General features: G+C 63.6%; 7 protein-coding genes and 1 tRNA gene. 2 read left to right on the forward strand and 6 right to left on the reverse strand.

The window, feature by feature from the left end:
- From NQK81_RS33510 to NQK81_RS33525, 4 genes are all read right to left on the reverse strand, one after another.
- Window positions 1-3,162 carry a helicase-related protein gene (locus tag NQK81_RS33510; protein WP_257484651.1) on the reverse strand — a complete coding sequence of 1,054 codons (3,162 nt, stop codon included), beginning with the start codon at window positions 3,160-3,162 and terminating at the stop codon, window positions 1-3.
- Complete coding sequence (locus NQK81_RS33515; RefSeq protein ID WP_257484652.1) at window positions 3,162-5,024, reverse strand: ATP-dependent helicase; 1,863 nt, start codon at window positions 5,022-5,024, stop codon at window positions 3,162-3,164. Before NQK81_RS33515 ends, NQK81_RS33510 begins: the two co-directional genes overlap by 1 nt.
- On the reverse strand, window positions 5,021-9,685 hold the full coding sequence (locus NQK81_RS33520) for a DEAD/DEAH box helicase (RefSeq protein WP_257484653.1): 4,665 nt from the start codon (window positions 9,683-9,685) through the stop codon (window positions 5,021-5,023). Before NQK81_RS33520 ends, NQK81_RS33515 begins: the two co-directional genes overlap by 4 nt.
- A gap of 638 nt (window positions 9,686-10,323) precedes the next feature.
- A tRNA-Leu gene (locus tag NQK81_RS33525) sits at window positions 10,324-10,397 on the reverse strand.
- 125 nt (window positions 10,398-10,522) lie between these two features.
- Here NQK81_RS33525 and NQK81_RS33530 point away from each other — a divergent pair.
- Entirely contained in the window at window positions 10,523-10,744 is a 222-nt protein-coding gene (locus tag NQK81_RS33530) for a DUF3618 domain-containing protein (protein ID WP_005165704.1), read from the forward strand.
- A gap of 3 nt (window positions 10,745-10,747) precedes the next feature.
- Here the strand turns inward: NQK81_RS33530 and NQK81_RS33535 are convergent, their stop codons facing one another.
- A complete protein-coding gene (locus tag NQK81_RS33535) occupies window positions 10,748-11,155 on the reverse strand; it encodes a hypothetical protein (protein WP_257484654.1) in 408 nt (135 codons plus the stop codon).
- A gap of 233 nt (window positions 11,156-11,388) precedes the next feature.
- Window positions 11,389-11,946, reverse strand: coding sequence for a TetR/AcrR family transcriptional regulator (locus tag NQK81_RS33540; RefSeq protein WP_257489904.1), 558 nt, complete (start codon window positions 11,944-11,946; stop codon window positions 11,389-11,391).
- A 122-nt stretch (window positions 11,947-12,068) separates the two neighbouring features.
- On the opposite strand from NQK81_RS33540, the gene NQK81_RS33545 reads away from it, so the two are divergent.
- Window positions 12,069-13,529 (forward strand): flavin-containing monooxygenase, encoded by a 1,461-nt coding sequence (locus NQK81_RS33545; protein ID WP_257484655.1) that lies wholly within the window; start codon window positions 12,069-12,071, stop codon window positions 13,527-13,529.
- The last annotated feature ends 68 nt before the right edge of the window (window positions 13,530-13,597 follow it).

Genomic DNA, 13,597 nt, shown 5'->3' on the forward strand with positions numbered 1-13,597 from the left:
TCAATTCTCCAAGTCAAGGCGTGTCTCTGCGTCCACGTCGCGCAGGCTCCACAAAGTGGGCATCGCGTACGCCAGGTCGTCGTCCACGAATGTCCTCAACAGGGCGGCATGTGGATCCCTTTTCGGACCGCCTTTTCGGGCAGGTGCCTCGTAGACGAGCTTCGTGTTGAGCCGGGCCAACTCGCACCAGGAATCGACGATCGCGTCGATGTGGTCTCCGGTGGCCGCGACTTCCTCCGGGGCGACTCGCTCGGTCCGGTCGAGAATCAGAATCTTGATTTCTTCGAGTCGATGGCGGTAATTCTCGATCTTTCGCGCATCTTCGTTATTGCGTAACTCGGGTATCAGCAGGCGGGCCAAGCCCACCACGACGGCGTGCAGGGCGCGGTCCCGAGCGCGAGCCGAATAGGGTGTGACGCTGGTCGATTCAACCTGTCGGTAGAGTGCCGAATGGTACGAGAGGAAGTTCTCGTAATGGGAGCGGTCGCGCGATCGGGCAGCGTTGAAGAGAGTCACCACCAGCCCCGGATGCTTCCGTCCCACCCTGCTTGTCGACTGGATGTATTCCGCTGTCGTCTGGGGTTGTCCCATCACCGCCATCAAGCCGAGGCGGTCGACGTCGACACCCACGGAGATCATGTTCGTGGCGAGGACTACGTCGAGCGTAGCCTTGTCCGGAAAGGCCAGCTCCAGCTCCTTCAATCGTTCCGGGATGTCACCTGAGTTGATTCGGCTGGTCAACTCCTCGACGGCGTCGATGGGGCGAGGCTCACGTTCGTCGTCGGCCAGCTGGCCGATCCGTTCTCGGACGTCGGCGCGGACCTGCAGTTCGGCCGCGGCCAGCAGTCTGAGACTGTTGAAGTATCCGATCAGGGTCCAATAGGCATCACGTGTGGCATCGTCACCGTCGATGAGGTTGGCCTGATCGAGAAGCGCGGCGTACGCCCGCACCAGCAGACTTGCCTGGCTGGTACTCGGAGTGAGAAGCCCGACGTAAAGCCGGCTCGCCTTCTTGGCGGGTGGTGATTCCACCGCGAACCACGAGTCACGCGCATCCAAACCGGGAGGAGGGAACTGTGCGACCTCTCGGTCGAAAAGTTGTCTGGCTTGCTGCTTCGCCCGACGGATCGTGGCCGTCGATGCGATCACCTTCGGGCGGTCGGCGATCTCGTCGATCGCGGTCTCGTACAAGCCTGCGAGACTCCCCAACGGTCCGGAGATGAGGTGCAGTTCGTCCTGGACGACCAGTTCGGGAGGTGGTGTTTCAGGCAGGTCACGGTTGAACAGTGTCGCAACGTCACTGCGCCAAGGCAGCCGCGCGAACTTGTCCGAGGTGGCGATGACGAGCGTGGGATGGTGTCGGTAGATCGTCTGGTCCACCACGTGGACCGGGATCCCGTCGGCGAAGGGGCAGACCGAGTTCCGACAGCGGATACGTAGTTCCACCTCGGCAGCGTCGACCGTGTAGTCGTGTGCATCGATATCGATGCCGCACCATGGGCAGCTTCGTAGCTGCACAGGGTTCTTCTCGTGTACGGTTCTTCCGCTCTTGAGCTGGTCCAATGCCTCCTCGGCGTCGTGGAGGACGTTGGGAGTGGCGGCTTTGCCGACCCACATTCCCAGCGATATTTCCTCATCACCCAGCCTGGCTTTGTCGCGCTCCCTCAACCGATCCATGGCACAGATCAGGGAGGCTGCCCGCTCGAACTGTTGCAGTGTCAGCAACCGCAGGGTGTAGCGCATGATCGCCGTGACGCCGGCGCCGTGCGTTCCGTGACGAAGTCGCCGGAGGAACGTCGAGAATGCGATCAGACCGAGGTATGCCTCGGTCTTTCCGCCTCCGGTCGGAAACCACAGCAGGTCCACGAGCTTTCTGTCTTCGTGGTCCGAGTCGGCCATGCCGTCCAGACATTGAAGGAAGAAGGAAATCTGGAACGGGCGCCAGCGGCCATCGAGGACAATCTCGCCGCGACGGCCATTCTTGATCCACGAGCTGCGAGCGCGCTGGTCGGCCATTGCTTCGTTGGCGAGTCGGAAAGCCTCCATCGCCTGGCTGTCACGGCCCAGCAGGCGAATACCGCTTACGATCCGCCGATGGGCCGTGACGCACCGATCGAGATGCTGACCTGCCCGTTTTCGGAATCTTTCGTTCGACAAGCGGGGAACCTCGGCGCGACGTTCGTCGATCCAGCTCTGATATGCGCTCGCAAGGCGTCGCAACGTTGTGAGCAATTCGTCTTCGGGCGCGGTCGCCAGTCCTGACATCAACAGCGCCTCGTCGTCGATGGACGCGTTCGAATCGGTGAGCAGGACCTCGTGCGAAGGGACGAAGGTCGTCGCCACTCTTGACACCGTCATCGTCGCCTCGTCTACATCGACGAGGGCCTGCGGAGAGGGCGGCTGCCATTCCCATTCGACCGAACAACCATGGCCGACGGCGAATGTAGGCGCGAAACGGTGGAGAAGCCTGCTGCTCAGGACCTCGTCTTCATCGCCTCCGCCCGGCCCGGGGCGTTGAACCACCGGTCCCTCGATCTCTATGAGCGGCTGGCAGAAGCAGTGCTGATCGCGGAGTGAGTTGCCCTCGATACGTTTGGTGTTCACCAAGGTCACGGTTGCGGCGACCACCCCGTCACGAGGTTCTCGTAGTCGGACCCTGCATTCGAGGCCGGGTGCCACCTCGAACTTCCTGTCGTGAGCGGTCTCCGAGAGCTTTACGCTTTCCCGGAAGGTCGGAAGCGGACGGCGACGCCATTGAACGTCGGCTGTGCCGGTACTGCCTCGTTCTGCGCGTTTCGCTTCCGTGGGGTTCCCGGCCCGGTCGATCGGGTCGTAGACGCTCGCTTCGACTCGGATTCCGAAACTGCCCGCCTTGGTGGCGTCCACGGCAAAGGTCAGGCCCATGGATGACGGTGCCTGCAGATTCGCCATTGCGACGCCCGTGTCCGGGAAGTCTTCTTCCCGGTTGGCAGGCGAGAAATCCTGATCTTCTTCCGGCCGAAGATCCGTGCCCTGTCGCGGAAAGAGAACACCGCAGACATAGGCCGTCCCTGGCGGGTCGGACAGTACTTCGCTCTCCCCGCCTGCAGGGCCGAGTACATCGTTGCGCAGCGCGTCGAGCAGTGCGTCGCGAAATCTGTAGTGCTCGTTGTATCCGGACATCAGATGTCTCCCCTTGACGAGCTCGGACCGTGGACCATGTTGCCGAGACCACCGAGTCGCGGAACCAACCACACTCCACCACGCCCGAAGCCGGCTGCGGCTCCTGCGGCTTCGCTGCCTGCGACGGTCTCGATCGTGTCTATGCGTATGCCGGTGATCCTCGTCGGCCAGCGAAGTGCTCGGCCGACCCGACGAAGCGCAAGTCCGTGAACCGCTTCACGGAATCGCTTCGAAGTCGTGGCCACCGGTCGATCTTCGTGCATCACCAGGTAGGGCGGACTCTCGTGTTCTCCCAAGGGGAGGTCGTGGGCACGAACGAGGACCACCTCGTCACCTGGATGTACCTTGTCGGCCAGGTATTCCTGCACACTTGCAGGATCATCGGCGAAGTCTTCGGTTCCCGGCGGGAGCACGGTGGCCACGTCGGCGCCGTTCGCCTCGAATGCCACGCAATGCCGGTTGTTCCACTGACGGCGTGTCCACCTCCCGTCCGGACCATCCTTGTCCATCGGCGCACCTGTGTCCGGAGTGTCGATACGCATCACCAGATCACGCGCCCTTGTCATTGCGACGTAAAGCATCCTTGCTTCTTCGGCTGCATCGTGACGGTCGCGGGCCCGTCTGCGCATGGGACTCGCGACCAGCACTCTGTCGTACTCGAGGCCTTTGGAGCGGTGATACGACGAGACGGTCAGGGAGGTGTCCGGTTCGTCGAACAGTTCTTCCGGAAGACTCTTCTGTCCTACGACTCGGCGGAGATCAGTGAGGCGGACGACTCTGTTGCCTGCCTTGCCGCCCGCGGTGCGGAGCAGCAGGCTCCAAAGCAATTCCGGATCGGCGTTCGCAGGCAGTTTCAAACCTGCGGAGATTTCCCTGAAGCTGTCGAACGACAGGATGTTGTCCTTGTGGACGGTGAACAATTGCCCGATCCACATCGGAACGACCTTGTCGTTCGCGGATCTCTGCAGTCGGTACGGGATTCCGGCAGATGACAGTGACTCGGCGACGACCAAGGCATGTCCGTTGGTGCGGCAGAGGATCGCGGTCGTGGCATCAGGTCGACCCAGTACGGTGCGGGCGTATTCGTCGTCCAACGGGCCGAAATCAGGTGCTGTCCGCAGCGCACTCGTGAGGTTCCTGAGACTCGTGTCCGCATCCTCGGTGTAGGACCGGAGGCTCGTACCGAACGGAAGTGCGTACCCGGCCGTGTCGCGCCGGGCGCGAAAATTCCGAGTCAGCTCGAGCTTGACCAGCTTGTCTCCGAAGAACGCCGTCAGGTTCAGGAAGAATCTGCCGGTTTCCGCAGCCCGTTCTGCCGGGTTTTCGATCTGGAACCCGTAGATCGCTTGCGCAGGATCGCCGACGACTGTGAATCCGCAGTCGAAACGTTGCAGCAAGGCCTCCACCATGCGCCTTCTGGCACCGACGAGATCCTGGACTTCGTCGACCGCCACATGTCGGATTCCGTCACAGTACTCGTCGGCTTCGCCCTCTTCGATCATCTCGGTGGCTTTGCGGATTCGCTCCTCGAATGGCCGACCGACCCAGGCGCCCTCGCCGTCCAAGTTCGTGAGCAACTCCAGTGCCCATGCATCGAAAGTGCGGGCCCGAACGAACCGGATCGCGGAGTCGCTGTCGACGATCTTCTTCCGCAGCTCTCTCACCGCGGCCCTGGAGAACGTCAAGACCAGTATCTCGCCTGCGTTCAGTTCTTCCGACACCAGTGTGTCCAACCTGCTGATGAGGGTGTGGGTCTTTCCTGTCCCCGGCCCGGCGGTGACCAGAGTCATGGCGCCGGCGGGCTGGGAAACCACCGCTTGCTGTTCGGGTGTGAGCGAACTTTTCCGATCAGCGTCGTTCACCCCCGCCCCCACAGGTCGTCGAGACCAGTGAAGGAAAGAGCATTTTCATAGTTGGTGATGTTGTCCTTGACGTCGAGGATCAAGCACGAGCGGGAGCCACCGTTCTCGGGTCCACGCAGGCCTCGTCCGATCATCTGGATGTAGACGTTCCGGCTGTAGGTCGGGCGTGCCACCACGACGGCACGGGTTGCAGGAGCGTCGAACCCCTGGGCGAGGACGCCGTAGTTGGTGATCACTCGGATCTCACCGCTCCGGTAACTCTCGATGGTGTGACGCCGTTCGGCGGCAGGAGTCGCGGAGTCGATCGCGGCCGATCGGATACCGCGTTCGTTCAACGCGGCCATCATGAGCTTCGAGTGCTCCACCGAGGTCGAGAACAGCAGGATCGGCCAATCGGACGGAAGTTTTTCGATTTCGTCGATGATCCTTCTGTTGCGGGTGGCGTCGCTTGCCAGACGACGCTCGGTTGCGGTGGGGAGGTGATGCTGGAACGGTAGCTGCATCCCTGCCAGCTCGGCTTCGTCGAGCTGGGTAGTCGTTCCTGCCAGTTCGCGATGCTCGATCTCCGCGAGCATGCCGAGCTTTTGCAGAGCTCGGTACGGATCCTCGTCGAACACGCCATGGTCGAGTCGACGGCTGCCGTAGCGGTCGACGAGTCGCCTCGTTTCGTCGTCGTTGTAGTTCCGGAAAGGCGTGGCAGTGAGTCCGATCAAAGGCCGTTCCGTCTTGTTGTGGGTGAGCCCGAGTTGTCGGAGGATCCGGGTGTAGGTCGGCGTAACGGAGACATGAGCTTCGTCGACGATGACCAGAGCCGGGTCGAGCAGCCACTGGTAGTTGTCCGACGAAAGATGTCTGTCGAGCTTCGCGTCGGTCGCTACCACGAGATGTGGATTCGCCTGTACCGGCGAGGCGGAGTGGCTCGCCCACAGCCTGCTGATCGTGAGCTTTTCCGACGGCCCCACCTTCTCCCAGACGAACTTCCAGCTCTGTACGGCCTGTTCGCAGAGTTCGTCCGTCTGAGCGATCCAGAGGACCGGCTTGCCTGCGAGGCCATGATCCTTGATGACCCTGATCACGGATTCCACGGCCACTCGGGTCTTCCCTGCGCCGGTCGGAAGGCACAGCATGCCCCGCTGTGGCGTCGGTTCGCACAACAAGTCGAACATGCGCACGGCCAGTCGTTCTTGATACTCGTGCAGTCTAGGGAAACGAGTCGGCCCGAAAACCTCCTCGACGGCACTGCGACCAGGCTCCGACTTGACACCCGCGTACGCCTCCGGGAACCGCATCTCCGCAACTAGCTCGCGGGAGGCGGTATCCCCGCGGAATTGGCGCGCGAGGCGGGATCGCTTTTCGATGTCCTTGGCATGGGTCTTCAACAGCTGGTGTCCGTGCGCATTCACCGCCAGCTGCGCGAGCTTGCGGTGATCCGGCTCGATTCCGGTCTCCGCCTTCGTGTACTCGACCAGGCCGGCAGGCAACTTGCGCTTCAACTGGTCAGGGGTCAGGAGGATCTCGACCTTGTCCGCGACCTCGTCCGCGCGACTCGCGGCACGAATCACGTCGCTTTGGCGGTCTTGCTTGCGACGTTCCAGGATCTGACGGCAACCGTTGACCCCGAGCCGCAGGTCCAGTTGTTCGTCGACCACCCGGAGGACTTCCATGTCGTCCTTGGGGCGCAGCAGAAGTATCTTCTTGTCCTGGATCGCTACCTGGAGCGGCTCGTTCTTGGTCCCGTTGGGTGTGTTGGTGACCTCTTCCAGCTCGGTGCAGCGGACCGCCGACCACCCTTCGAGTTTCGGGATATTGAGCCAGGCCAGATGAGGAAACTCTGCGAGGAGCGAGACAGGCTCAGCCTCTTCGACATAGCGGAACTCTTTCTCGACGAGCTGGTTGGCGTCAAGCAGGTGCCACGTCTCGATCATGAATCGCACGGTCGATTCGGACGGGATCAAAGTGACGGGCACACTCTCCGCGACCAAGAGATCGTAGATCGTGCGGTTCGCGGTCACTGCGACCTCGGCATCGGGGATGGAGCTGGACCAACGATCACCCACTCGACAGCGGATGTTGCCGACGTCGACCCCCGACTCGCTCTCGATCAGAAGTTCGTATGCCTTACCGGGGAACGCGTCGTCGGTGCTGGCGTCGATGTCGGCCAGCAGCGCCTTCCAATGCCGGGGCCGGAGCTTGTCGAGAGTATCCGGCAGGCCGAGCGTTTCCGCCACCGTCAAGGGAACCTCGGCGACGGGCAGGAGATCTGCGTAGGCGCGCAGTTCCGGGCCGACGCAACGATCGGCAGGGCGCAGCCCCCTCGAGGTTTTGATGCGGCCGTATTCGTACACCATCCACAGCAACGGCGACCAGCACTGTCGCCGTGTCGTGGACTGCCCGCCGACCTGATAGGTCCACACCGGAACCAGCGCATCGTAGGGCAAGTTCGCGATGAACGCCGCCTTGCCTTCGTCGCTGAGCTCTTGAAGCAGCCCCAACGGCCCTGCCGGGTTGCTGCCCGTGATCCGGACGTTTCGGCGTTGCGGGCGGGCCACTTCGCTGGAGAGGGTTTCGATGTGCTTTTGCCACATCGAAGTCTCGTAGGCTTCGAACCATGGTTCTCGACGGGGATCGACCGATCGGCGGGCCCGCTCGGAGAGACCGAGTTCGCGGAGAACTTGCCGATCCGGCGAATGGAACTTCAAGTCGACGGCGATGTCCGCGTCCCGACTGCCGTCGCCGGGCACGACGGCGCCGGGAAGGAGACTGTCCCCGAGCGGACGGAAGACGCCTGACACGGTGCGAACGAACAACGACCCGGCGATGTCGTCGATCGAATTGTGCAGCGTCGCCAGTGTGGCCGCTGGGCCTGCCTGACGTGACAGCTGCCAGAACTCCGTCCACCGCGCGTCGTCGTAGTCATGGAACTTCTGATCGACGACAGCAGCGAACCGGCCCGATGCATCGGCCTCGTGGATGCCGAGGGTGTCGAGTGCTCCGGTCACCCCGAACTCGTCGATGACCCGACTGTCGACGTAGACGTTGGAATCCTGCAGCGAGTCTTCGGATACGCGCCGGAACACACGTCCTCGTTGCGGAGCCACGTGACTGTGTTCTTCCGTGAGGAGGATGCGTGCCTTGAGAGCTTCGACGCCCAAGGGGTGATTGGAGCTGATCATGTCGGCGGCGATTCGCAGAGCGGCCGCCGAGGCGGCAGGGGTGCCGTCGGCTGCCAAGGCTTCGAGCCACTCGGGAACCGTGGCGATCGACTGCCGTGCAGCCGAGCAGATCAACTCGGCACTCGAACGCCGAAGCTTGGTGGTGTCGACTGTGTGATGCACCCAGCCGACAGGTCGGCCAGGATAGGCCCGCCATTTTTCGAGCCATTCGGTCTTGATGTCCTGCGGATGCAGTCGAACGACCGTGGGGAGTTGCATGACCCCCTCCTGGTCCGGAAGGGACGGACGGGTGACGGTTGCCTTCCAGATCGAAGCGACGAGATCCTCGGCTGCCCATTGAGGTTCTTCGCGCCCACGAGCAGGAGCGCAGTCGAGGTAGGAAGCGGGGTCTTCCGGGCGGCACAGGAGCGGGAAGGAATCGACGACCAACGCTGCCATGGCGTCGATCATCTCTCTGTTGAAGGCATTGCCGTCGTAAAGGTTCTGTCGGTCTTCGCTCGTCTTCCATGGAGCGTTGGCGATGCCGCGCAACGTCGTGCGGTACTTCGTCGGGAAGTAAGCCCAAAACGTGCCTGTCGTGCTGCCGCGTCCCTTGCGATCAGGTACCGCCCATGCGAGGTCGAGCTCGGGACGGTCGTGCAGCTCGCCTGCGGCGTGCAAGGCAATTTTGCTCGGTCGATGCACCCGAGTGAACACTCGCCATGGAGCCGTCGCGGTCGAGCCGTCGGCGGTTTCCTCTTGAATCAGGAATCGGTCGCCGTCCGCTCGCTGGAACAGCTGCCGTCGTAAGACTTTCTCCGCGCGTCGGTCTTCCAGAGTCAGAGTCCCGACGTGTGGGGAGAAGAGGAGAAATTCCTTGGGAAACCTTGCAAGGTCGTTGGCCAGGCTGTTCACCGAGCCAGGTCGTAGCGGGAGCCTGACCACTGTGGTCGCCCAAGACATCAGGTCTGCGAGGAGCGGGTCTTCCGACGTTGCAGCGTCGAGCGACAATGGACGCGCCATGCGCAGCACCGGAACGCCATCCACGGCAGGATGGAGGGATCGCACCCGGGCTTCGGCCCATTGCCGATCGAACCCGAACGAGCCGGAAGTGCTGAAGAACTCAGGGGAATCGGAGACGCTCAGTACCGACTTCACCCCTACACCGAACCGTCCGATCTGGCCTCCGCGCTTACGGGAAGCGCTCATCCGGAGGATCGTGTCGGTACCTTCGGGGGTTATGGGGGAACCCTGGTTCGCGCAGTAGAGATGACTCGGCGTCAGCACGACGGCGATTTCGCCGCCGGGGTCCTGGCGTAGTTCGTCGGCCCCGTTCTGGACAAGCTCGTAGATCTGGCGGTCGCCGTAACCGCCCTGCGTGATTCGACGTTCCGAATTCGCATGCTCTTGTATGAGCCCTGGGTCGATCCGGTAGGTCTCGAGTACTCGCTCCGATTGCCGGACCACGGTGTCCCGGACGGTCGACGACGAGGCACCGGGCTCACTCACGTGTCAGACCTCCGTCCGAACCGAGCACATCGACATTTGCTATGGACGGAATCACGTGCCTTGCCCTCCCTGCGACAGCCGAACATGACAGAATATTCGGGCTGTCAACCCCTCCTGTTACGACAGCAGACGACAAGTTGATCGATTTGTGTCGTTGGTCGAAGTTCGGCGGGGTCGGGAGAAAGTACGCGGGTCGCGAGATCACGGGAGCCCGGTACAGCGGAGGTGCGGGCACTCGTGGCCCGTCTCGGCAGGAGTGTGAACGGCACGAGAGCGGGCCTCGGCAGGTTTCGGCGTATGTCGTGCGAGACCGAAGGTCGACGACTGTGCTGCGCGCGAGGCGACCCCCACTTGGCGTTCCCGACGATGGGGGAGGCCGGGCGGTCGGTGCCGGCGTTCCCGCTGTGTCCGAGCATGGCGTTCGTTTCGGTCGTAATGGTGTGGAGCGACCGTGCCGTGGCGGCGTTCGTGGTTCCGGACCGGCGACCACGGCGACTGATCGGACGCCAGTGTTGCACCGAACGGACTCGCTGACGGTTCGCTACCGAACACTGCGCGACGAAATCTGGCTAGTCACGGGTGCCGGCCCGAAGGCGAACCGAGCAGAGCCGGCAGGGATGTGTCACGCGACCTGAGAGTGGGCCCGGAGAGACTCGAACTCTCACTGGCACGGACCTAAACCGTGTGCCTCTGCCAATTGGGCTACGGGCCCCCAGTACTGCCCCGAAATCGTAGCGTGCGACACGATCCGCGTTTCTCGGCGTGGCCGGTGCCACGGTACGGGGTGGCGTCCTCTAACGTGGGCTTCCAGCAAGTCCGTCGCGGCGAGGAGGACACGTGGCTCGCGATCCCGAGACCATCGAGCGTGAGATCGAGCAGGCCAGGAACGCGCTGGTCGCCACGCTCGACCAGCTGGGCACGAAGGCGAACCCCGCGAAGCTGGTGGATTCCGCGAAGACCGGTCTGCGCGCGAAGCTGGACGAGCCCAAGGTGAAGTACCCGCTCATCGGCGGGGCCGTGCTGATCGGCGTGCTGCTGATCCGCAAACTCCTGAAGTAGGTCTCAGGAGGTCTGGGCCGCCTTGGCGGGTGTCTTGGCGGGCTCGGGCTTCTCCTTGGACTTCGCCTCGTCGACGGCCTTCGGGAGCTCCTTGCCCTGAGGCACCGGCGGCTTGGCGGCCTTCTCCTTGGCTTTGCCGTTCGCCGGCGGAGGAACCTCGAGCGGTTCGATCTCCGGAAGCGTGAGCCTCGCCGTCATGTAGGCGGCGGTGAACTCGAGCGCACTGCCGTTGAGCAGGTGCACCACCGTCGAATGTTCCGGCGGGGACAGCTTCTCGACCAGCTGGTCGGCCCGGTCCCGTGCCGCGATGATGCCCGGCGCGCGACCGGTCAGTTCCTTACCGGAGCCGCTGACCGTTATCTTCCAGTCGCCGTCCTCCTGGACGTACGACGCGGTGATCGGTTCGGTCATCCGCCTCACCCCTCTCCTCGCGAGCAAGCGTCACTCAATGGACTTCGTCACGACGCCGTCCTGACGCCACTTTCGGGTGGTGGCGCCCCCTCCTGACGGAGGCCGCGACTGTCCATCAGACTTTCTACAGTGTCATCGATACAGTAGGACAACTCTGTGTCACAAGACACTGGCGGCAATGTGCTCTGAGTGACGACCGAATGGCCTAATGCACGAGCATCTTCACAGTCGTTTCAGCGGGCCCGCGCGGACAGGCCTGACCAGAGCACATCCATGGCGTATCCGGTGGCCGTTTCGGGGCTGACCTCCTCGTGTCGTTCGCACCAGATCGCGAGCCGCTCGCACGCCCCGACGACGAACTCCGCGGACGCCTCGGCGCGGAGGTCGTCCCCCGCGTCGAAGTAGTCACCCATCAGTGCGGCGATCAGGTCGGTCTGCTGGCGCCGGGTCTGCTCGATCTCGTCGGCGGCGCCGGTCCCGATCAGGGCCATCTCGTGGCGGAGCAGCGACCAGGCCTGCCGTCGCTCCCGGATGAAGACGAAGAAGGCGAGAAGTCCGCGCCGCAGCGCGTCCTCGGCGGACGTCGCGCCGACGGTCGCCCGTTCGGTGACCTCGCGCAGCGCCGCCCGCGACTGCTGGATGCAGGCCAGCAGCAGTCCCTCTTTCGAGTTGAAGTACTCGTAGAGCATCGGCTTGGAGACCCCGACGCGTTCCGCGATGTCGTCCATCGACGCCGCGCTGTAGCCGCGTTCGGCGAAGACCTCTTCAGCGATCTCGATCATCTGCCGCATCCGCTCTGCCCGTGGCATGCGTTTGCGCTTCGCCGTCGTCACCACAACACTCTACCGAAGGTAACCTACTTCGAGTAAGGTGGACTTCCGGTAACAGGTAAAACGAACGAGAGGTCGGGGTCATGGGCAACCGCACCGAGACCGGTGTCGTCATCGTCGGAACCGGCTTCTCCGGGCTGGGCATGGCCATCCAGCTGTGCAAAGAGGGCCGCGAGGACTTCGTCATCCTGGAGAAGGCCGACGACGTGGGCGGCACCTGGCGGGACAACACCTACCCCGGCTGCGCCTGCGACATCCCCTCGCATATGTACTCGTTCTCGTTCGAGCAGAACCCCGGCTGGTCCCGCGCGTACTCGCCGCAGCCGGAGATCTGGCAGTACATGCGCGACGTCGCCGCGAAGTACGACCTTCACCGCTTCATCCGCTTCGGCCAGGAGATGACCGGCGCCCGCTGGGACGGTGACGAGAACCGCTGGCACGTCGCCTCGAAGTCGGGCGACGAGTTCGTCGCGCCCGCGCTGGTCGCCGGGGTCGGCGCGCTGCACCTGCCGCAGATCCCGAAGCTGCCCGGCATCGAGCGCTTCAAGGGCCGCGCCTTCCACTCCGCGCGGTGGGAACACGACTACGACCTCACCGGCAAGCGCGTCGCCGTGGTCGGCACCGGCGCGAGCGCGATCCAGTTCGTGCCTCGGATCGCGAAGGACGTCGCCGAACTGACGCTCTTCCAGCGGACGCCGCCGTGGATCATGCCGAAGCCGGACCGCGAGATGCCCGAAGCGCTCCGGAAGACGTTCAGCTCGGTGCCGCTGCTGCAGCGCGCTTTCCGCAACGTCCTCTACTGGGGTCTCGAAGCCCGCGCGATCGGCTTCAACGGGCAGCCGTGGGTGATGAAGATCGGCCAGCGCATCGCGAAGCGCAACATCCACAAGAGCGTCAAGGACCCGGAGTTGCGCCGGAAACTGACGCCGGACTACACCATGGGCTGCAAGCGGGTCCTGGTCTCCAACGACTACTACCCGGCGCTCGCGCGGGACAACGTCGACGTCGTCACCGACGGCGTGAAAGAGGTCCGCGAGCACAGCGTCGTCGACGGCGCCGGCGTCGAGCACGAGGTCGACGCGATCATCTACGGCACCGGATTCCACGTCACCGACGCCTTCGACGATCTGGAGATCATCGGGCGCGACGGGCGCAACCTCGGCAAGGAGTGGGCGACCGAGGGCATGCGGACGTATCAGGGCATCACCGTGTCCGGGTTCCCGAACCTGTTCTTCCTGCTCGGCCCGAACACCGGGCTGGGGCACAACTCCGTGGTGTTCATGATCGAAGCGCAGATCTCCTACGTCGCGCAGGCGCTGCGGCTCGCCCGCGGCAGGGCGCTCGACCCGCGGCCGGAGGCGCAGGAGCGCTTCAACACCGAAATCCAGCGCAAACTCGCGAAGGGCATCTGGACCCAGGGCGGCTGCAAGAGCTGGTATCTCGACGCGAAGGGCGTCAACCGCACGATCTGGCCGGGCTTCACCTGGCGGTACTGGCTCGACACCCGCAAGGTGCGCCGCGAGGACTACGAACTCCTCGGGTGAGCCGGGAACGCGCGTGAAGGCCCCCTTCCCTCGGCTCAGCCGAGGGAAGGGGGCCTTCACGCGAAGAG

Origin of the sequence: Amycolatopsis roodepoortensis, from assembly GCF_024628825.1 — a bacterium.
Lineage (GTDB): Bacteria > Actinomycetota > Actinomycetes > Mycobacteriales > Pseudonocardiaceae > Amycolatopsis > Amycolatopsis roodepoortensis.

What these genes read in the sequence shown, in the direction of transcription:
- NQK81_RS33510 (WP_257484651.1), bottom strand. Translation starts at nt 3,162, where the DNA reads ATGTCCGGATACAACGAGCACTACAGATTTCGCGACGCACTGCTCGAC.
- NQK81_RS33535 (WP_257484654.1), bottom strand. Translation starts at nt 11,155, where the DNA reads ATGACCGAACCGATCACCGCGTCGTACGTCCAGGAGGACGGCGACTGG.
- NQK81_RS33540 (WP_257489904.1), bottom strand. Translation starts at nt 11,946, where the DNA reads ATGCGGCAGATGATCGAGATCGCTGAAGAGGTCTTCGCCGAACGCGGC.
- NQK81_RS33545 (WP_257484655.1), top strand. Translation starts at nt 12,069, where the DNA reads ATGGGCAACCGCACCGAGACCGGTGTCGTCATCGTCGGAACCGGCTTC.